This window comes from Sphingobacterium sp. E70 (assembly GCF_019285695.1).
Taxonomy (GTDB): Bacteria; Bacteroidota; Bacteroidia; order Sphingobacteriales; family Sphingobacteriaceae; genus Sphingobacterium; species Sphingobacterium detergens.
Window position 1 is genome coordinate 4,786,819 of sequence record NZ_CP079104.1, and the last position, 18,200, is coordinate 4,805,018.

32 protein-coding genes are annotated in these 18,200 nt (G+C 38.3%); 27 read left to right on the top strand and 5 right to left on the bottom strand.

What is annotated here, in order from left to right:
- The first annotated feature begins 27 nt into the window (after window positions 1-27).
- The 5 genes from KUH03_RS34130 (at window position 28) to KUH03_RS34150 (ending at window position 4,020) form a co-directional block, all read left to right on the top strand.
- Window positions 28-729, top strand: coding sequence for a carboxypeptidase-like regulatory domain-containing protein (locus tag KUH03_RS34130; protein ID WP_257088838.1), 702 nt, complete (start codon window positions 28-30; stop codon window positions 727-729).
- 32 nt (window positions 730-761) lie between these two features.
- Window positions 762-1,298 (top strand): DUF4876 domain-containing protein, encoded by a 537-nt coding sequence (locus tag KUH03_RS34135; RefSeq protein ID WP_257088841.1) that lies wholly within the window; start codon window positions 762-764, stop codon window positions 1,296-1,298.
- A gap of 81 nt (window positions 1,299-1,379) precedes the next feature.
- Entirely contained in the window at window positions 1,380-2,675 is a 1,296-nt protein-coding gene (locus KUH03_RS34140) for a DUF6850 family outer membrane beta-barrel protein (RefSeq protein ID WP_257088843.1), read from the top strand.
- A 215-nt stretch (window positions 2,676-2,890) separates the two neighbouring features.
- A complete protein-coding gene (locus KUH03_RS34145; protein WP_257088845.1) occupies window positions 2,891-3,217 on the top strand; it encodes a hypothetical protein in 327 nt (108 codons plus the stop codon).
- Window positions 3,166-4,020 (top strand): cytochrome-c peroxidase, encoded by an 855-nt coding sequence (locus KUH03_RS34150; protein WP_257097601.1) that lies wholly within the window; start codon window positions 3,166-3,168, stop codon window positions 4,018-4,020. Before KUH03_RS34145 ends, KUH03_RS34150 begins: the two co-directional genes overlap by 52 nt.
- A gap of 476 nt (window positions 4,021-4,496) precedes the next feature.
- Here the strand turns inward: KUH03_RS34150 and KUH03_RS34155 are convergent, their stop codons facing one another.
- Window positions 4,497-4,814 carry a hypothetical protein gene (locus KUH03_RS34155; protein ID WP_257088847.1) on the bottom strand — a complete coding sequence of 106 codons (318 nt, stop codon included), beginning with the start codon at window positions 4,812-4,814 and terminating at the stop codon, window positions 4,497-4,499.
- 381 nt (window positions 4,815-5,195) lie between these two features.
- On the opposite strand from KUH03_RS34155, the gene KUH03_RS34160 reads away from it, so the two are divergent.
- From KUH03_RS34160 to KUH03_RS34260, 22 genes are all read left to right on the top strand, one after another.
- Entirely contained in the window at window positions 5,196-5,627 is a 432-nt protein-coding gene (locus KUH03_RS34160; protein WP_257088850.1) for a hypothetical protein, read from the top strand.
- 43 nt (window positions 5,628-5,670) lie between these two features.
- On the top strand, window positions 5,671-5,961 hold the full coding sequence (locus KUH03_RS34165; protein ID WP_257088852.1) for an AraC family transcriptional regulator: 291 nt from the start codon (window positions 5,671-5,673) through the stop codon (window positions 5,959-5,961).
- 62 nt (window positions 5,962-6,023) lie between these two features.
- A complete protein-coding gene (locus KUH03_RS34170) occupies window positions 6,024-6,293 on the top strand; it encodes a siderophore-interacting protein (protein WP_257088854.1) in 270 nt (89 codons plus the stop codon).
- A gap of 23 nt (window positions 6,294-6,316) precedes the next feature.
- Entirely contained in the window at window positions 6,317-6,403 is an 87-nt protein-coding gene (locus tag KUH03_RS34175; protein WP_257097604.1) for a siderophore-interacting protein, read from the top strand.
- Window positions 6,404-6,487: 84 nt separating this feature from the next.
- Window positions 6,488-6,844 (top strand): siderophore-interacting protein, encoded by a 357-nt coding sequence (locus KUH03_RS34180; protein WP_257088856.1) that lies wholly within the window; start codon window positions 6,488-6,490, stop codon window positions 6,842-6,844.
- A gap of 220 nt (window positions 6,845-7,064) precedes the next feature.
- A complete protein-coding gene (locus tag KUH03_RS34185; protein ID WP_257088858.1) occupies window positions 7,065-7,775 on the top strand; it encodes a response regulator transcription factor in 711 nt (236 codons plus the stop codon).
- Window positions 7,776-7,817: 42 nt separating this feature from the next.
- Complete coding sequence (locus KUH03_RS34190) at window positions 7,818-8,426, top strand: hypothetical protein (protein WP_257088860.1); 609 nt, start codon at window positions 7,818-7,820, stop codon at window positions 8,424-8,426.
- Window positions 8,410-8,544, top strand: coding sequence for a hypothetical protein (locus tag KUH03_RS34195; RefSeq protein WP_257088862.1), 135 nt, complete (start codon window positions 8,410-8,412; stop codon window positions 8,542-8,544). Before KUH03_RS34190 ends, KUH03_RS34195 begins: the two co-directional genes overlap by 17 nt.
- Before the next feature lie 126 nt (window positions 8,545-8,670).
- Window positions 8,671-9,045 (top strand): ATP-binding protein, encoded by a 375-nt coding sequence (locus tag KUH03_RS34200; protein ID WP_257088864.1) that lies wholly within the window; start codon window positions 8,671-8,673, stop codon window positions 9,043-9,045.
- Between the two features lie 38 nt (window positions 9,046-9,083).
- The gene (locus KUH03_RS49620; RefSeq protein ID WP_373564875.1) at window positions 9,084-9,176 is read left to right on the top strand and encodes a hypothetical protein; all 93 of its coding nucleotides are present in this window, start codon (window positions 9,084-9,086) and stop codon (window positions 9,174-9,176) included.
- Between the two features lie 124 nt (window positions 9,177-9,300).
- A complete protein-coding gene (locus tag KUH03_RS34205) occupies window positions 9,301-9,504 on the top strand; it encodes a hypothetical protein (RefSeq protein WP_257088866.1) in 204 nt (67 codons plus the stop codon).
- Window positions 9,505-9,800: 296 nt separating this feature from the next.
- A complete protein-coding gene (locus KUH03_RS34210; RefSeq protein ID WP_257088868.1) occupies window positions 9,801-10,040 on the top strand; it encodes a hypothetical protein in 240 nt (79 codons plus the stop codon).
- Window positions 10,037-10,801: an ABC transporter transmembrane domain-containing protein gene (locus KUH03_RS34215; RefSeq protein WP_257088870.1), complete on the top strand. Its 765-nt coding sequence runs from the start codon at window positions 10,037-10,039 to the stop codon at window positions 10,799-10,801. The genes KUH03_RS34210 and KUH03_RS34215 overlap by 4 nt, the downstream gene beginning before the upstream one ends.
- Window positions 10,791-11,096, top strand: a complete 306-nt coding sequence (locus KUH03_RS34220) for a biotin/lipoyl-binding protein (protein ID WP_257088872.1) — start codon at window positions 10,791-10,793, stop codon at window positions 11,094-11,096. Before KUH03_RS34215 ends, KUH03_RS34220 begins: the two co-directional genes overlap by 11 nt.
- A 62-nt stretch (window positions 11,097-11,158) precedes the next feature.
- Window positions 11,159-11,362: a hypothetical protein gene (locus KUH03_RS34225; protein WP_257088874.1), complete on the top strand. Its 204-nt coding sequence runs from the start codon at window positions 11,159-11,161 to the stop codon at window positions 11,360-11,362.
- A gap of 110 nt (window positions 11,363-11,472) precedes the next feature.
- Entirely contained in the window at window positions 11,473-11,697 is a 225-nt protein-coding gene (locus KUH03_RS34230) for a hypothetical protein (RefSeq protein WP_257088876.1), read from the top strand.
- 29 nt (window positions 11,698-11,726) lie between these two features.
- Window positions 11,727-12,149 carry a hypothetical protein gene (locus tag KUH03_RS34235; RefSeq protein WP_257088878.1) on the top strand — a complete coding sequence of 141 codons (423 nt, stop codon included), beginning with the start codon at window positions 11,727-11,729 and terminating at the stop codon, window positions 12,147-12,149.
- 42 nt (window positions 12,150-12,191) lie between these two features.
- Entirely contained in the window at window positions 12,192-13,064 is an 873-nt protein-coding gene (locus KUH03_RS34240; RefSeq protein ID WP_257088880.1) for a TolC family protein, read from the top strand.
- Window positions 13,036-13,587, top strand: a complete 552-nt coding sequence (locus KUH03_RS34245; protein ID WP_257088882.1) for a TolC family protein — start codon at window positions 13,036-13,038, stop codon at window positions 13,585-13,587. The genes KUH03_RS34240 and KUH03_RS34245 overlap by 29 nt, the downstream gene beginning before the upstream one ends.
- Before the next feature lie 343 nt (window positions 13,588-13,930).
- The gene (locus KUH03_RS34250; RefSeq protein ID WP_257088884.1) at window positions 13,931-14,143 is read left to right on the top strand and encodes a hypothetical protein; all 213 of its coding nucleotides are present in this window, start codon (window positions 13,931-13,933) and stop codon (window positions 14,141-14,143) included.
- A gap of 75 nt (window positions 14,144-14,218) precedes the next feature.
- Complete coding sequence (locus tag KUH03_RS34255) at window positions 14,219-14,611, top strand: hypothetical protein (protein WP_257088886.1); 393 nt, start codon at window positions 14,219-14,221, stop codon at window positions 14,609-14,611.
- Window positions 14,584-15,450 carry a YoaK family protein gene (locus KUH03_RS34260; protein ID WP_257088888.1) on the top strand — a complete coding sequence of 289 codons (867 nt, stop codon included), beginning with the start codon at window positions 14,584-14,586 and terminating at the stop codon, window positions 15,448-15,450. The genes KUH03_RS34255 and KUH03_RS34260 overlap by 28 nt, the downstream gene beginning before the upstream one ends.
- A 57-nt stretch (window positions 15,451-15,507) precedes the next feature.
- Here KUH03_RS34260 and KUH03_RS34265 read toward each other — a convergent pair whose 3' ends face one another.
- The 4 genes from KUH03_RS34265 to KUH03_RS34280 all read right to left on the bottom strand — a co-directional run bounded on the left by KUH03_RS34265 (window position 15,508) and on the right by KUH03_RS34280 (window position 17,980).
- Window positions 15,508-15,684, bottom strand: coding sequence for a hypothetical protein (locus KUH03_RS34265; protein ID WP_257088890.1), 177 nt, complete (start codon window positions 15,682-15,684; stop codon window positions 15,508-15,510).
- Between the two features lie 91 nt (window positions 15,685-15,775).
- Window positions 15,776-16,132: a hypothetical protein gene (locus KUH03_RS34270; protein WP_257088901.1), complete on the bottom strand. Its 357-nt coding sequence runs from the start codon at window positions 16,130-16,132 to the stop codon at window positions 15,776-15,778.
- Window positions 16,133-16,235: 103 nt separating this feature from the next.
- The gene (locus KUH03_RS34275; RefSeq protein WP_257088903.1) at window positions 16,236-16,748 is read right to left on the bottom strand and encodes a hypothetical protein; all 513 of its coding nucleotides are present in this window, start codon (window positions 16,746-16,748) and stop codon (window positions 16,236-16,238) included.
- A gap of 35 nt (window positions 16,749-16,783) precedes the next feature.
- Window positions 16,784-17,980, bottom strand: coding sequence for a kelch repeat-containing protein (locus KUH03_RS34280; protein ID WP_257088905.1), 1,197 nt, complete (start codon window positions 17,978-17,980; stop codon window positions 16,784-16,786).
- Window positions 17,981-18,200: the final 220 nt, after the last annotated feature.

Genomic DNA, 18,200 nt, shown 5'->3' on the forward strand with positions numbered 1-18,200 from the left:
GACATTGACGAAGTACAGCCAATAAAAGTGAACGTACAACTAACGGTAAACCCTGAGGAGGTTTGGTTTGAGGTACCTTACGACAAGGCCGAAATTACGTTGATAAATAAAGGTAATAGCAGTTCCTACAAAATTCAAGCAGATGCAAAAGGTAAAATTGCATTGAATAATATTGCTCCAGGTAATTATAGTATCAATGTCTCGTTGGCAATCTCAGCAGAAGAATATACCAAATTGACGGGTGTAAATCGCACATCTATTTTTTATCTGAACTATGCTTTGGCTGATAAAGCTTTGTTTGCTAATGAGGACTTTAATATTCGCTTAGTGACCAGTGAACCTATTGGCGGTTTTGTTATTAAGCAGATCTACTATGCCGGATCAGATACCAAGGATGCAGCTCTTAACCGGGATAATTTTATTGAGATTTATAATAACTCGGATGAAATGTTGTATGCGGATAGCTTACTTGTGGTATTAGCATATGGAAAACCGAATAATAAAACAGACGAATATTCCCTAAGCAACAATCAGTATGATTGGAGCAAGTCTATCAATATGACCGTGTCTAATAATGCAAATGAAGATTATGTCTATGCCAAAGGAATATTTATGATTCCAAGTGATGGGACGGGTAAAAAATATCCTGTCGAATCGGGGAAAAGTATAATTATCGCTGGTTCGGCCTTAAATCATGCTGGTTCATATACCGACAACAACGGAAAATAATTGGTGCTCAGAGGCCTGAACTTACAGTGGATTTGAGTAAAGCTGATTTTGAAGCCTGGTTGTATCCTTACGAACAGAAAATTCAGCCTGGGCGAACGATATTCGCGAATGACGTAGATAATCCATCCGTTACAAACTTAGAGGTTTTTCTTGCCCTAAGTATGCGTGATATGTATTTCCCGCCACAGGCTAGAGAATCTTTTGTATTGATGAAAGTCGATGGAACCTTTGATTTAAATAATATTCCCTCATTTGCGATTCCAACTGTAAAAGCTGTTACAACGAGTACTGTGCGTTATGCTCAAATGCCGGCAAGGTTTATCTTGGATGCTGTTGAAATTCAGGACGCTGTTGTAGCTGATCAAATTCCACGTCGTTTACCACAAAAATTTGATGCAGGAGCAATATCTGTACCTGGAGGAGCTTACTCTAGTCAGTCCGTCGTCCGTAGGACCGAAAGGAAAATTGGGAATAGACGTATTCTTAAAGATACAAACAATTCGTCAAATGATTTTGGTGTGCTACAACGTGCCAATCCAACCAAAACAGACGCATCATTTATAGATTAGAATCCATATGCGGAACATTTTTGCTATAATATTTTGGTTTCCCTTTTTACTTTGAGCTCTGCTCAAAGTAAAAAGGATTCTGTGTATAGTTATACCATTGATCATCATTTAGTTGAACGCAGTCTTTTGAGACCCGCTTTTCTTCAAAGAGATTCATTGATGTCTTATGGTGATGTTCGAGTTGCTTATCAAATGAATAAGGGAGGATTTCGAAAGGCCCAACAAGCCTACAACGGTGTGATAACAAGTTTTCAAGCCAATGGATTCAATCGTTTGGGAAAGTTCTTATTGGGAGCAAAATTTGCGTTCAACTCCATCCGCGAAGATAGTTTGGCAAATAGCCTTCGTTCTGGATTAGAAGATTTAAGCCCTTATTATCCTTACGCAAATAAAAGTGGTGACTATCAGCGTCAAAATTATCAGCTAAATGCTTCACTCGGATATGAATTAGCTCATTCAGTACAGCCATTTCTCCAAGTGGATTACCATCGACATTGGAGTGCAGGTACAGTGGATCCGCGCTTAAAATCTAATAGATTTACTTTGAAAGTCAAACCTGGTGTTACCTTAAATTTTCCGAAAAGCACATTGGGGCTATATGGAATAATTGGGCGAGCAGATGAAAATGTTTCTTTGTTATACAAAAACATGGATTTTCAATCTTCAAATCTGTATCCAGATCGAATGTATTATATGAATTATGGATACGGGACGGCACGTCAAAAAGATACGACAAGAGTTAATTTTAAATACGATAACTATAAAGGGGTAGGGATTCAGTACCTTAAAAAGCTTTATAGCTGGCATACCAAAACAGAGATTGAATACCAACAATATCACAATACAAACCAAAATTATTCTAAGAAGTCTGTTCTTTATAGCGGCCCTTTGGCTATTTATGATCAAAGTACCATTAAATTTTTCGTAGATGCAGTCAAATATAATGGTGATCAGGGGCAGCAATTATTGATTTTCGATGGCGAATATAATAAAGGTGTTGATGGTAACAAATTGACTACGGGTAGCCTAAATAAAGTCAATTATAAAGTTAGCACTCTTTCCCTTACAGGACAATATGTTAAGCTTTGGCATAGACATCATCAGCTAGCGAAGGAATTAGGTTTTCTTGTCACCTACTATACGGAAAATAGAAAAGATCTCTTGCAGGCGATCGACTTTGAAGTGGGACAAATGCGTGTTGAGCCATCTCTAAGATTATATTTGCAAAAAAGCAACACGAAACTTATACAATTTGCATTTGCACCTTATGCGACTATTCCGACAGAAACCACATTGGAATATAGCCCCTTATCCATAAACACCTTTATTCAAAACGTTGTTTTTGGGACTATTACTATTATAAGACCCAATACTTAGGTGCAAAATTTGGTGTAGAATATAAGGACCGGTTTTGGGAAACAACCTTGCATTTTATGCAAAGTTAGATCTCCGAAAATCTTCAGGTACTATTGAATTAAAAGACGATATAAAACCTAAATTTCTTTCAACTGGAAATAGAACGAATATGGAAATTGGGATTCGGCTCTCTTTATAAATTATTTTTGATAATAATCGTAATAAAAAAACTGGTAATGAAAAAACATTTTGCAGTATTGGTCAGTATCATTGGACTTGTTGGTTTACTATCTATGAAAGATCAACAAAAAGCATTGTATGAAGAACTGCAGTTACTTTATCGAAGACCGATAAGCGAGTGGCCTAAACCGACGATTGATGCAGGTGTCAGCTGGAAGGAATTTAAGTCCTTGCCCAAGGTTGATACAAGTTATTTTTCTTTGATGGAAAAGCCGGATGTCAAGTTAGGAAAATATCTTTTTTTGATCCGATACTGTCTGGCAGCAATCAGATCTCTTGTAGCAGCTGTCACAATCCCCAGACATCATGGGCTGATAAATTGACGGTTCCGGTTGGCAATGATCATTTGGAGGGGACACGTAATACACCATCACTACTGAATGTGTATGCGCGGAAAGAATTGTTCTGGGATGGAAGATCCAAGTCGCTGGAAGAGCAGGCGTTAGGTCCCATTGAAGCACATCATGAAATGGACATGGATCTGACCAAATTGATTCCAAAATTGAAAGCTATCCCGGCCTATAACAAGCTGTTTCTAGCAGCCTTTGGAGAGGAAGATTATTCTATGCCAGAGGTTTTAAAGGCTTTAGGTGCTTTTCAACGGACTTTAACAAGTAGACGTAGTCGCTTTGACGAGTTTTTGGATGGTAATTATAAAGTACTGTCCGAGCAAGAGGTACGTGGGCTGCATCTCTTCCGGACAAAAGCGAGATGTATGAATTGTCACAGTGGTCAATTTTTTACGGATGACTCCTATCATAACATTGGACTGACTTATTACAAGCGTAAATATCAAGATCTGGGTAGGTATGAGGTTACCAAAGATCCAGCTGACGTAGGACGTTTTAGGACACCATCACTGCGGGACGTAATGAATACCGATCCGTGGATGCACAATGGATTATTCTGGAATATGACCGGATTGCTGAACATGTATAACAGTGGGATGCAGATGAACTCCGCCAAACCAGAGCAGAAGGCTAAAGATCCGCTTTATCCGGTTACAGATCCTTTAATGCAACCTTTGAATCTTAGTAAAGAGGAAATAAAAGATATCGAGGCATTTTTACATGCCATCACAGCAACTTCCTATCGGATGCGGCGTCCTGAAAGCTTGCCGCGGTAGTGTCTATAAGCGCTTGATGTAATTAAGGATCATAAGATGGATTGTTGTCGTGGGTTGAGGGGAGCGTCGTTTCCTCCTAAAAATGACTGAATAGGCTACGAGTTTACAGGCTTTATTTACCCCCATCTGATTCTTCAAATGGGGTAAATTTTACTATTTTGTATTGGTAAATAATTAGTCTTTATAGTTATTATAATATTTTTATAGCTATTAAATTACTTCCTATAAGATGAAGCAATTTCCCAGTACGGATATAGTACCAATTAAGTACAGATAAAGCACAGATAAAGTACTATTTTGTTACAAAGCGGAATGTACTTTAAAAGTGTAATAAGGGTACATAAGAAGGCTTATAGGTAATTTTCGATGCGTTAGTATTTATGTGTCTTTTTTAATTTATAGGAAATCAAAATGGCGTCAAAAGTCGGTCTTCTCAGTTTGTTCTCATTCCTTTTCTACTCCCAGCAGATGGATCACTAAAATACATCAGAACTCGAAATATTAGCTTCAGATGCCGTATTTCGTACATTTTCTAAAAATATACGGGCCAAATTGATACGTTGCTTTTGATCGGCCGAAAGTGGATAACGTTCATCATCAACAAAGGTATCCAAACCCTTCGGAAACTCCCAGGCAAAGTCCAGTACCATGGCTTTCTCCGCTGCAAGAATGACGTCCAACTTACTAGCGAGGGGATTGCCCATTTTGATATTATTATAAATGCTATCTGGGAGCAGCTGGCTGTCTATATCCTGAATTAATGGCAGCTTAGTTTCAATTTTTTTCTTTTGCATGTGCTTATTTGTGTTAAATAATTAAGAATCATTCTAAATAAATTTGTAATTTAGACAAAGATAATAGGTGTAGTGCCATTGTTGGGTATGTAATGAGGAGTAAAAAGTCCGTGAAAAGGAATAGTTGAAACTTGAAGAAATATGGAATGGGATTAAGACTTTATGATATTGATTCGGCTAGTTTATTGTTGGAAAAAACTATCCACAGACTTTCTTTTCAATCGATGCCGGTATCCAGGAATGTGTCACACAGCTGGGCGCTCCATTTGGTGATGGCTATTACAAAGAGATCTTTTTGATGGAATTCATATTGGCTTTGGTCATGCAAATCTGTATGAACGGATACTATTTCGTTTTGAAAGTGACTTTGAGACGGTCGAAATGCATTTTGCATTGAAGGGTAGAAGTCGGGCAGCTGGGGAGACATTAGCCGCTACCATAGATTTTGAAACTTGCCAGCACAATATCCTTTATGGCAATTCGATCTGTGGCCAGATGCAATGGGAACGTGAAGAATTCCAGTTATGTGAGATAAATTTGTCTCTAGATTTTTTTAAGAAATTTCTACCCGATAATTCCATCTTGTTTAATGACTTCAGAAATATTATTGAAAAGGGAAAATCTGGCTTATTGACAGATATTAATAGAAGAATTACCCATGAAATGCATGCTCTTATTGATAGTATCATAAATTGTGAACGTAAGGGGTGTTTAAAAAATATTTCTCGAAGCCAAGATCATGGAGTTATTGCTGCTTCAGTTGGAGCAGTTAGCCGACAACAGCGTTTCGAACACGACCCTCAGAAAGCCTGATGTTGATAAAATCTATGCGGTCCGTGAATTTTTACTGGATAATATGGATTCAAACAATACACTTGTCAACCTGGCCCATCTGGTCGGGACAAATGAGTTTACATTAAAGAAGGGGTTTAAGGAGTTGTTTGGTACGACAGTTTTCGGTTTTTGGAATGATGCAAAAATGGAACATGCCAAAAAACTCATTTTAGACAAAAACATGACCATTGGTGAAGTCTCTGATGCCATTGGGTATAAAAATCAGCGTCATTTTTCAGATGCTTTTAGACGGAAATTCGGATTTCCACCAAGTAAATTAAAAAGAGATACAGCTAGTTTACCCGACCTATAACGCGGGCTAAGAATAGCTATTAAAAAATTGATAGATCATTTATCCTTAAATTTTATAAAACCATGGGTAGAGCTGAAGCGAAAATTATACAAGCAGAATTGACTGTGAGTCGAAAAGAATATGTGACCCCACATTATATCCGCATTTATCTGACAGGAGAAGCTGTCTCAGAAATCGCGGACACAACCATCGGTGTTAACAATAAGATTCTGATTCCCCCTTTGGGATTGAATAAAGTCTATTTTCCGGAATTCGATTTTGAAAAGGGGCAATGGAAACCCATGGATGACAGTATTCGGCCAACGGTACGTACATATACGCATCGGGGATAGATCTTCGACGTAATGAAATTTGGATAGATTTCGTTGCACATGGGGATGAAGGACCAGCTTCTGCCTGGGCAATAGGATCTAAGCCGGGGATGTATTGGGTGTCCTTATGAGAGCTGGTAAGACCGAATTATTTCCACTGACAAAAACTATCTATTAGCGGGGACGCAACGGCACTTCCGGTATTAGGTGCAATATTGGAAAATTTACCAGCATCAGCAAAAGGAACCTGCATCATTGAGGTGAATGGTCGGGAGGACGTACAAAAATTATATACGAAAGCGAATATTGAATTTATCTGGTTGCATAATGATGCTCCACAAGAAGGTAGTCTGCTGGCGGATCTGGTGAAGATAAAGTCTCTTCCTCAGACAGATCGCTTTGCTTACATTGCTGCAGAGTATTCTACCGTTCGGGAGATACGCAATTACCTGCGCAAGGATCTTGCATGGAAGAGGGAGGAACTTTATGCCTATTCTTATTGGAAAAGCGGTGTATCAGAAGATAAGTCAGCCAGTGAACGACACAAAGAGAACGAGGAGGTCAATTCATAAATAAGACAAACTACAAGACCACTGCTATCACCTCATTGCTTGAGCTAAGCTAGTTTTTCAGTTTTTTACTTCTGTTTATCATGAGATAATGGTGAAAAGAATCATTTTTTTGATGTATCTATTGTGACCTCCGAGTTTATCTTAGGCAGAGATTTGTGTCTGTAGGATCAAAACAGTATTTTTATGGTTTGGCGATGAGCGATAACGGGAAAGACACATTATGATGCATATGGAGGAGCAAAAAATTATTCTGGTTGAAGATGAGCAAGACGTTGCGGATTTGATCGTACAGGGATTGGGCGAGGAAGGTTATAAGGTCATTCATCTGGGGCGTGCCGAAGGGCTTGAGCAACTATTGGCCAAACAAGATGTAGCCCTTGTTCTTTTGGACATTCTTTTGCCCGGCACCAACGGACTTGATATTTGCAAACAGATCAGACATTGGGGCTATACCGATCTGCCTGTTATGATGCTGACGGCACTCGGAACCCCTGAAAACGTTGTCCTTGGTCTTGATAATGGCGCTGATGACTATCTTTCTAAACCATTTAAATTAATCGAACTTAAAGCCAGAATACGTTCATTGATCCGTAGACAGCAATCCATTGTTCAGGCGACCCAACGCGAAGCACAGCCTCCAAAAGATACATTCAGTTATGGATTTCTAACGATTGATGATTACAAGAAAGTTGCCTATTGTGAAGGTCAGGAACTTAACCTGACCAGTACAGAGTATCGTTTACTTTTATTATTTATCCAAAGCCCAAAGAAAGTATTTGAGCGCAGTGAGTTATTGGATAAAATATGGGGAATTAATTTTGATATCGGATCAAATGTCGTTGATGTATATGTCAATTACCTGCGGAAGAAGATCGAGAAGGTAACGAGCAAAAGGCCATTCATACCGTTATCGGAATGGGCTACGTGTTAAAAATCGAAGACTGAATAGATTAAGAAGACTGAATAGGTTAAAATGAATAATTACAATAGGAAACTCATCTATCTCATAGCAATATTAGTTATATATGTCAGCTGTTTCGTTGGCTTTATCTTTTACTCCATCACAAACTTTGCTTTCACCGATTTTTATAAACGCCTGGATCTGCGAAGAAATATTGCAGCAGAAAAGTTCCTCAATAGTAAATCCGCTTCGCAAACAGATCAATGGAGTCTGGATTTTATAGAAAGTCTGAACAATCAGCATGAGTTTTTGGTTGAATTTGATAAGAATGGAAAAATTGTTCAAAGTCAGGGATTCTATTCTGAATTGTGGGATAAAATCAACAAGACCGGAACATCAAATTTTAAAGCAGGGCATCAATTCTATTCGACAAAGTATTTTTCAAAAAACAATAAGCATTATATTGTCGGTGCATCGGCGGAAAATTACTTCTATACGCATCACCTGGCCTATCTGCGTAATCTGCTTATCATTAGTCTGATTTTGGGTATTCTTTTTATTTTGGTGGTTTCTGTTTTTATGAAACGTTCATTTCTAAAACCTATCCTGACCATGATGAAGGAAGTCCAGCAGATTGGCTCTGAAAATCTGGACAAGCGCCTGGATGAAGAAAAAATATAAGGGTGAGCTCCATGATCTAGCGTTTACATTCAACAGCATGCTGACACGTTTGGAAACCTCTTTTGAAACGCAGAAAAATTTTATCAGCAATGCTTCACACGAATTGAATACCCCCTGACTTCGATTATAGGGCAGGCTGACTTAGCGCTGTCCAAAGAAAGAACAGTGGAAGAATACCAACGTACCTTATGTAAAATTATAGAATCTGCGGAGCATTTAGAAAAAAAAGACCAAGGCGCTTTTGATGTTGGCCCGCACTGGTTTTGTGAGCAATTCGACAACATTTAATCCTGTTCGTATAGACCAGATTGTTATGGATGCCGAGTTGACTGTTAAAGCTATCAATGATAAATTTAAAATTACGACAGATTTTAGTTTGCTGCCCGATGACAGCATGCGACTCAAAGTCAATGGAAATGCCATTTTACTCCAGCTTGCATTATCCAATATCATTAGTAATGCCTGTAAGTATTCTTCCAATAGGACTGCTTATATCGCCCTGGGTGCTTTAAACAATAAAGTGTTTATCCTAATAAAAGATAAGGGTATCGGGATCCCGTCAAAAGAATTGGGATATATTTATGATCCTTATTTTCGGGCATCAATACCAATGGAATAGATGGATACGGCATTGGCCTGCCCTTAGCAAGAAATATAATAAAGCTCCACGGTGGGACATTAAAGGTCAATTCCGTCGTTGGGGAAGGCACGACTGTAGAGATTGAATTGCCAACCTACATTCGGTTTTAATCCCATTTTAATTCCCCTGTTATTTTTAATCTCATTTTAATAAGTCTCTTAAAATTCTAATGAAAAGCTAATTCCAGCTTCATTCCGTTGCCATTTGTGCCGACTATTTTTGTCCAAAAGAAGTATGGCCAAAATGACACGTATATTAATCCCAAGTGATTTTACCGTTGATTCACTCTATTTTGTAAGACAGAGTATTGAATCGTCATCAGCAGAAGAAGTTGATGTAATTCTTGCTTATGGTAATAAAAGCAGCACATCTGCGAGCGAACTAATAGCTATTGGAGTGGAAGACCAACTCGATGAACTTCAATCTGATGCTTTTTGAAGGCATGCGAAAGAATATGTCAACGATTTAAGAACCGTAAGCTGACTATTTATGCGGATATCATAAGAACCGACAACGCCAGTTATTTACAACATTACCTGCGAGGGCGGGTGTAAACGAAATCAAGATCCCAGCTAATTATAGCTATCAGAATAAAACACGTGATTTTTTCGATGTAGGGAAAGCATTACGGAAACTAAAGAACCATGTTCTTCATCCCATTTCGGTAATGTAAGTTTTACATTGATTATTTAAAGAAATTATCGCCGCATACTTTCAAACTATTTTCTATTTATATGGCTCACACACAAGGCGGCCCATCAGCTTTACAACGTTTGGTCAATTTACTGCATACTGAACGGAAGACGATTAATTATATTTTTATTTACGCGATCGTTATAGGTATTTTTAGTTTAACCATTCCCATTGGGATAACAGCAATTTTTAACTTTTTGAGCAATGGTGCCATGTATAGCTCCACCTATATTTTAATTGCTTTTGTTCTATTGGGGTTATCGTTGCAGGATCTCTCTTGATCGGGCAATTAGCACTCGTTGAATATCTAGAACAGAAAATCTTTCTAAAATCAGCAATGGAATTTGCTTATCGCCTTCCGAGGATAAAACCCAAAGAGTTAATTGGGAAAAACCTTGTGGAACTGGTGAACCGTTTTTTTGATGTGATCATTATTCAAAAGGGTATTATTAAGCTTTTGATAGATATCATTGCTGCGGTTGTAACCATATTCTTTAGTGTGGTACTCTTATCTTTTTATCATCCGGCATTTTTAGCCTTTGGACTTGTGGTTATAATCGCTGTGGCTATCATACTTGTTTTGTATTATAAACGCGGACTGAAAACTAGTATTGATGAATCTGAACATAAGTATGCAACTGTTGCTTATCTGGAACAGGTTGCCGAGGATATCGACCACTACCGAGGAAATGATGCTAAAATGAATGAAGTTACTCAAGTTACGGATGCTATTGTAAGCAGATATCTGAATTCCAGGAATCAGCATTTTAAAGTGCTAAAACGCTTCTTTGTTGGGTCAGTCCTGCTACGGACCGCATTGTTTGGAATAATGCTTTTGCTGGGATCTTATTTTGTTGTTGAGCGACAAATAACTTTTGGTCAGTTTGTCGCTGCCGAAGTGGTAATTGTCCAAATTGGTTATGCCATAGAAAAACTAATGACAAATTTAAATACCATTTTTGATATGTTGACGGGTGTTGTCAAGTTAGGTACGGTAACAGATCTAGCGTTAGAGGAGGGCGCAGCTTATTATGTTGACTAAGGAGGAACAACCTATCAAAACAACTGTCAGTTGGAGAGATCTTTCCCATCATTCAGTTCAGGCTCTTTTAAAAGATAAGGGATCACTTGTATTGGGTCGTATCCTGGTCCTATCAGGGCTGGTTTTTGCTTTTGCCTTATTTCTGCCCTGGAGACAGACAATACCGGGGAAAGGTACCGTCACTGCTTTACGGCCACAAGATAGACCTCAAACAATACAAAATCAAATTGGAGGCCGCATAGAGCATTGGGCGGTTAGTGAAGGACAAGAGGTCAAAAAGGAGATACAATTTTAGTTTTATCCGAGACATCACAATCTTACTTTGATCCTAATTTACCTTTACGATTAGAGGAGCAATTGTTTGCAAAGCGAAGTGGAGAATCTGCAGCACAGCAAAAAATGAATGCAACAGAAGAACAAATTAAGGCCTTAAATGAAGGGCTGACTTATCAGTTGGAGTCCGCACAAAATAAGGTCATACAAGCTCAAAATTTTGTAAAAAGTGATAGTGCTGAGGTTATTGCAATAATGAGTTTTTTTGAAACAAGCGAAAAAGACTAAAACGTTACGAAGAAGGTTATCAAGATGGGCTGTTTTCCCTTACAGATATCGAGACCAGGCGCCTAAATTTACAGAATGATCGGGCTAAGGTAGTCAGTGCTGAAAATAAGTTGTTAAACTCAAGACAGGCATTATCCAATGCACGTATCGAACTCAATAATATTCGGGCAAAATATAATGAATCGTTGGCTAAGGCACAATCCGATTTAAGTTCAGCGTTTTCCTCCAAGGCTTCTGTACAGGGCGATATTGCTAAATTAAGAAATGAGATTTCCAATATCGATATAAGACGTGGTCTTTATATCGTCCGGCTCCGCAGGATGGCTATATTGTAAAAACCTTTAAGGCAGGAATTGGCGAAAATATGAAAGAGGGAGAATCTGTAGCAACACTCCAGCCCAAAACGCCACTACTTGCTGTAGAACTTTATGTAAATGCAATGGATGTACCTCTTATATTGCTGGAGAGTGACGTTAGAATACAATTTGACGGTTGGCCATCCATCCAATTTTCAGGTTGGCCTTCAGTAGCGGTAGGTACTTTCGCCGGAAAAGTTTCGGTCATTGATAAAGTGAGTAGCACGAATGGCCAATTTCGAATCTTGATCCGTTCCACAGATCCTGTTCCGAAGGATGACGAGCCCTGGCCAGCTCAGCTCAATCTGGGGTCCGGCGCCTATGGTCGAATCATTTTAAATAAAGTCCCCTTATGGTATGAGATCTGGAGACAATTAAATGGATTTCCACCAAGTTTGGAACGTGAACCGAAAGAAGACAAGAAAAAGTGATTGTAATTATATGAATAAATTGAATTTTATCATTATCGCCTTGTGTGTTGTTTTTTTCATAAGCTATCCGCACAAGAGAAGGAAGATCGCTTAAAAATAGATTTTACGACGGATGATCTGGAAGAGCTCTTAATGGCCAATCATCCCATTGTTAAGCAAATAAACCTATTGACTGAAACGGCTAAAGCCCAGGTTGTGCAAGCCGCAGGAAAATTTGATCCAACTATTTATTCAAATTTTAAGAATAAAAATTTTGGTAATACCAGTTATTATAATCAGTGGAACAATGAATTAAAAATCCCATTATGGCTGGCCGGTGCTGACCTAAAAATTGCTTATGATAGAAATGTTGGAAGCTACAGCAATCCTCAATCAAGGACGAACAATGACGGATTATCTGCTGTAGGTATCACTATTCCACTGGGACAAGGGTTCATAATTGACAGTAGAAGAAACACCCTGCGGCAAGCGAAGGCCATGTTAAGTTATGTCGAGGCAGAAAAGATTAAACAGATAAATACAATTTGGTATCAAGCATTGTCAGATTATTGGAATTGGTATTTTGCCTATAAGCAATATGAACTTTTGTTGGAAGGCGTAAAATTAGCCGATAAGAGATTTAAGGCGATCAGTGAACAGACAGCATTGGGGGATAAACCACGTATTGATTCAGTCGAAGCAGCGGTTGTCGTGCAAGAGAGGAGAATAGAACTGTCAAAGTATGAAGTCGAACTTCAGAATGCAAAAATTGTGTTGTCAAATCATTTATGGAATGCACAGCAACTTCCTGTGGAGCTTCCTGAGCATGCAGTGCCTTATAAAGCGGATAGTACGGCAATTTTGCCGGATAGTAAGGTGATTTTGGAGCTTCTTGACTCCGCAAAAGTTGCACATCGAATTAGTAAAACTCGCTAGCAAAAGCCAGCAATTAGTTTTTGAGGAACGTTATCGAAAGGAAATGCTCAAGCCAAAGTTAAACATTTCAGGTACACTTATTTCAAGTCGTAATGGTTTCAATAATTTTATCCCTCCAGAGTATGATTTTAAATGGCATAACTATAAATTGGGGTTCGAATTTGCATTTCCGCTATTTATTCGTAGTGAGCGTGGAAAATTAAGAGAAGTAAGAATTAAACAAGATCATCTGCAGTTTGAAAGACGTATTGAAGAGCGAAATATTTACAATGACATCGTGAGAAAATATAACGATTTAAGTGCGTATAGCAAGCAAATTGAACTTCAATCGGTAAATGTGAGCAATCAGGAACTATTGCTCAAAGGTGAGTTGAATAAGTTTAGACTTGGGGAATCGACATTATTTGTTGTCAACAGCAGAGAAAATAAGCTGATAGAAATGAAGATAAAGCAGGAGAAACTTTTTACCGATTATCGGAAAGCGTTAGCAGAACTGTACTATAAAGCCGGAACTAAATTTTAATCCCATTTTAATTTCCCAGTTATTTTTAATCTCATTTTAATAAGTCTCTTGAAATTCTAATGAAAAGCTAATTCTAGCTTCATTCTGTTGCCATGTGCGGCCATTAACTTTGTTAAAAATAATTGGGTATGGCAAAAGCGACACGAATATTGATTCCAAGTGATTTTACAATTGATTCACTTTTTTTGTAATCCATAGTATTGAGCAGTCGAAGGCTGAGCAGCTTGACATTATTTTAGTTTATGGAAATAAAAGTAGCACCTCAATCAGCGAATTACTAGGAATTACACTCGCGGATCAACTCAACGACCTTCAGTCAGAGGATTTTTTGAAAGCTTGCCAAATGATCTGCCACCGATACGAAAACCGTAAACTGAATATCTATGCAGATATTATCGGTACTGATAATCCCAATTATTTACATCATTATCTGAGTGGAGCTCGTATTGACGAGGTCAAGATTCCAACAGATTATCAATTTGAAAAAGAACAAGACATTTTTTTGATGTTGGACAGGCTTTGTTGGACCTCAACGAAAGTAAACGTAGGCATGTAGCCATTGTTGAAAAACCGGCAACGCACAAAACAGGAGGAAATGTCTTAGCGGATTTATTTTTTAACAAACAATGGGATGTTAACTATTAAAAGAAAAATACTGGCAAGATTCAACTTTGTCTTTTTGGCATTGTTGCTTTTTGGGGCATCAGCGATGGTCATGCTTTATGAAAACCCCGAACGACTTTTAGAAGGAGAGTGGGAAGAACAGGGCTGGTACTTTGAAAAGGTGGAGAAATCGCCAACCTTCAAAAAACAGGCGATTATCCATGAAGGGATCAAAGATGCCGCCATCGCGCATTTGCCGCCATTACAGGATGGCCTATGGCATTTTGAAAAAATGGGCCAAAAGAATTTTGTGGCCCACCACAAGGATAAGCAGTATAACTGGTTTTTGAAAGGAAGGGGACATATCCTTGAGCTACGAAAAATAACGAACTCGTGGAAAGTTTTGTCATACAGAAACTGAACAAAAATCAGCTGGTCCTGCATCTCAATCTGGATATGCAGACCAAGGGAATAGCACGTATCGTGCTGAACAAAGGAGGAAAGGAAAATATGCTAAGAAAATATAGCAATCATAGGACAATTCAAGATAATATAAAACTGGGAGGACTAACGGCATTTTCTGCCGGTATGGTCAACGTCGCTTCAGTTATTGTATTTTTTTCCTTTACATCGAATGTAACAGGATATTATGCCGTTTTTGCACAGGAGATTGCGAAAGGGAATTGGTATCAAGGAGCTGTCGTTTTGTTTTGGATACTGTTGTTTCTCATTGGAAGCATGTTTTCCAATCTGATTATCATCCATGGTAAGGGAAAGTTTAGCGCATACCTGACCCATTCGATACCCTTGGTGCTGGAGATATTAAGTATTTTGTTTGTCGGGATATATCTCGATGTTTTCTACGAAGATTCACTTAAGGAAACCGAAATATTGGTTGGAGCCTTATTATTTGCGATGGGTCTGCAAAATGGACTTACTGCAAGTATATCCAATTCTGTTGTGAAAACAACACATTTGACCGGATTGACGACGGATCTAGCGATACTAATATCCATGTTCACCAAAGAAGCCAATAGAAACAATAAAGATTTGGTGGATAAGTTTCATCTGTTACTGACCATTGTCACAAGTTATGTAATGGGAGGACTACTCAGTGGAATCTCTTTTAATTACTTGTCTAATAAAACATTTTATGTGGTTTGTTTTGTTTTGCTTATCATAGGTTTATATGATCATTATAAACTATATCTGCTCAAAAAACAATTTGTAAAACGTCATCGCGAGGAGTTGGTTGCCTAAATCTCTTGCCGATAATAATACAAGCCCCATCATACAGCAGCGTATGGTGGGGCTTATTTATATCATTTTATCCAGGTTGTAGGGGAAGTCCTCGTTCATCAGCTGTCTATAGTTGAGACAAAATTGCTGAAATTTAATGCGGGCTTCATTATGCTGATTTAAAGCAAACATCGCTTTCATTTCGGAAAATAATGCTTGTTCATTTAGTGGATCCAATAAGAATATCGTATGCACAATCTCAATGCTTTTTTATGCAGATGTGCAATGTCAGTTTTATGAAGTTCCGCCAGTAAAATGGGTAATAAATTTTGTTCAACCTCGGTCTTCAATGTATCAAACACTGGCAGATCCAACCCCTGTAAGAATTTTCCCTTTGAATGATCTGAATTAATCTACTTTCATAAGCAGCCGAAGGGTTTGCCAGCAACTGGATGTAATCTACATAATCACAATAAAATTCAGCGCTATGTTCGATAAGGAATCTTCCCTGCTTGTAGACGAGCTCAATCCCAGCAAACTCACTCAGCACTTTTCGTAAATGATTGATCGTGACTCCTCTTGAGTTCTTTACCTTATCTTCTGATTTGTCGGGCCACATGATCTGACTGAAATATGGTGAACTAATACCAGCACTGTTAGACAGGATAAGACAAAATGCCTGTTTCAGCTTTGTACTGAACAAATGGGAGATATCACGTTTGTTGCGGTCAAAAGCACGGAACTCACCAAACAGGAAAATTGCATTTGCCCGTACAAACTCGTCTTTTGTATGATTTCTGTATCTGCTATCGGCGGAACCTGAAGGACTCTTTTTCAGTTACCCTTGCTATTTTTCGCTTTTGCTTACCTCGCTGCCAAAAGAAATAGAGGCCAACTCCGCAAATCGTAGATAACAACAATAGTAAGAATACCTTGCGGTTGGATCTAGACAGTGGAACGGCATTTAATTCGTTAGAGGTTATCGGCATCATATTCAAGGAATAGACTTTTAGCGTTGACTGTATATCATCTTTTGATTCTTGGACCAAAACGAGAAGTCTACCTAATTGTTGGTCATAATAAAGTTGAGCATGTGTACTTATTTTATCTGAATAGATCGGAACAGAGTCTCCTAGGATATCAAAACTTCCATCTTTGACAGAAAAGCGATACAATTGGATATTGGACTTCGTTAAATATTCCGGATAACATAAGGCGTAAAAGTGGCTGCTATCGGGGAACACCAAACCACGGGCAGGTACGATATGCTTATCCTTCCAAAGAACATCCCATTTTTTTGTAATTTCCTTGGTGTCCAAATTTATCTGATAGAAATCATAGAGGTATTTTCGGCCTACAATATGCTCCCGGATTCATTTCCCATACCTCCAAAGATATAAGCGATTCGATTATTGCTCCCTTGGCCAGCCGAAAGAAAATAGCGTGGGAAAATTTTATCGCCTGTCCATCCCTCAACAGTTTGCCATTTGCTAGAATCTAAATCATATCGGTTAAACTGCCCACTATAGGCCATGTTTCCATAGCCACCGAAAATATAGAATTGTCGCTGTTGTGCATCATAAAAAGAGCCGTGATGATTTAATTCTTTCTTCATCAGGGCGTCACTTTCGACCTTCCATTCGAAAGTTTCCAGATCAAGGCTGGCTACCGTAGGGCCTTGATAAGGCTGGGTATAGAAAAGTTCATAGACATACAGTTTATTTGTCGTAGCGTCTATAAAATTGTTTGCTAAAACCAATTTTACGGGACATGGTTTCTGAAAGGCCCGTTTTTTTGTCTGATTGGTCTTTATGTTGTATATGGTTATAGAATCCTGATTGAAATAATAAATCTCTTTGGTCCGTTGATTGTAGTTGGAACCAGCTTGTGAAAAGGAACCGCTTGCAAAGAGATTTTTCCATTTGTAAGAATCCACAATGAGCCAGGTTGGGTTTGTAGTGGAGCCATAAGCAATCCCATTTTCATCATGTACGACAGTGCCTGTGCTTTCTTTTAATGGGAATAGATAGGTTTCAGCTTTATTCCCAATCTGCACATTTTTGATAGACATGGCCGGAACATCGATCAGATAGTCACTTTTTCCAAAAATCACTTGAGGACTATACTGAGATGGCAATTTCACTTTTGGTGATTGAAAAATCTGATTTTGTATCTGAAGCTTAAATAATTGCTTATGTAGGTCGAAAGTCAACTGAATAGTGATCCATTCCTCCTTGAATAATTGTTGCTGATTTATTTTTGCGATGATTAGACTGCTTTTACCTTCTTCGTTCAGACGGAAAATACAATTACCGGCCTCCTCATCGTAAAATAAATTGTAAACCGTGTTATTGTCTTTATTCTTAACACGGAAAATATTGCCCAAAGAATTTGATGAATAAATGGATAGTTGAAATTTTAGCGTAAACTCCTGTTCAAACGAAATTGCCCTTTTGTCAAATAACTCGTAGGAGCTGCGTTTGTCTATAGGCTCATGTCCACCTCTAAATTTGAGACCCTGGGATTGGGAAAGTCGAGGAATTAAAAGCAAAAAAATAATATATAATATACAGGGTCGCATAGCGCAATCAAAAAACTTAAACCAATAGTTATCGACAAAGACCTATTTACAATAATTTGTCAGCTGCCGGCTTTTTATGAAATATAGTAACGGTTAGTATATCCCTTATCAATATCTTACAGGACTTAAAAGTATGCAAAAAAATGCGCTCAATAAAATAAAAGCTGTGTTACAATTGCTGTTTGTATTG

Coding starts and splice junctions, on each gene's coding strand:
- KUH03_RS34145 (WP_257088845.1), top strand. CDS start 2,891: ATGAAAAAACATTTTGCAGTATTGGTCAGTATCATTGGACTTGTTGGT.
- KUH03_RS34155 (WP_257088847.1), bottom strand. CDS start 4,814: ATGCAAAAGAAAAAAATTGAAACTAAGCTGCCATTAATTCAGGATATA.
- KUH03_RS34160 (WP_257088850.1), top strand. CDS start 5,196: ATGCATTTTGCATTGAAGGGTAGAAGTCGGGCAGCTGGGGAGACATTA.
- KUH03_RS34165 (WP_257088852.1), top strand. CDS start 5,671: ATGGATTCAAACAATACACTTGTCAACCTGGCCCATCTGGTCGGGACA.
- KUH03_RS34170 (WP_257088854.1), top strand. CDS start 6,024: ATGGGTAGAGCTGAAGCGAAAATTATACAAGCAGAATTGACTGTGAGT.
- KUH03_RS34185 (WP_257088858.1), top strand. CDS start 7,065: ATGATGCATATGGAGGAGCAAAAAATTATTCTGGTTGAAGATGAGCAA.
- KUH03_RS34190 (WP_257088860.1), top strand. CDS start 7,818: ATGAATAATTACAATAGGAAACTCATCTATCTCATAGCAATATTAGTT.
- KUH03_RS34195 (WP_257088862.1), top strand. CDS start 8,410: ATGAAGAAAAAATATAAGGGTGAGCTCCATGATCTAGCGTTTACATTC.
- KUH03_RS34200 (WP_257088864.1), top strand. CDS start 8,671: ATGTTGGCCCGCACTGGTTTTGTGAGCAATTCGACAACATTTAATCCT.
- KUH03_RS34205 (WP_257088866.1), top strand. CDS start 9,301: ATGGCCAAAATGACACGTATATTAATCCCAAGTGATTTTACCGTTGAT.
- KUH03_RS34210 (WP_257088868.1), top strand. CDS start 9,801: ATGGCTCACACACAAGGCGGCCCATCAGCTTTACAACGTTTGGTCAAT.
- KUH03_RS34220 (WP_257088872.1), top strand. CDS start 10,791: ATGTTGACTAAGGAGGAACAACCTATCAAAACAACTGTCAGTTGGAGA.
- KUH03_RS34235 (WP_257088878.1), top strand. CDS start 11,727: ATGAAAGAGGGAGAATCTGTAGCAACACTCCAGCCCAAAACGCCACTA.
- KUH03_RS34250 (WP_257088884.1), top strand. CDS start 13,931: ATGATCTGCCACCGATACGAAAACCGTAAACTGAATATCTATGCAGAT.
- KUH03_RS34255 (WP_257088886.1), top strand. CDS start 14,219: ATGTTAACTATTAAAAGAAAAATACTGGCAAGATTCAACTTTGTCTTT.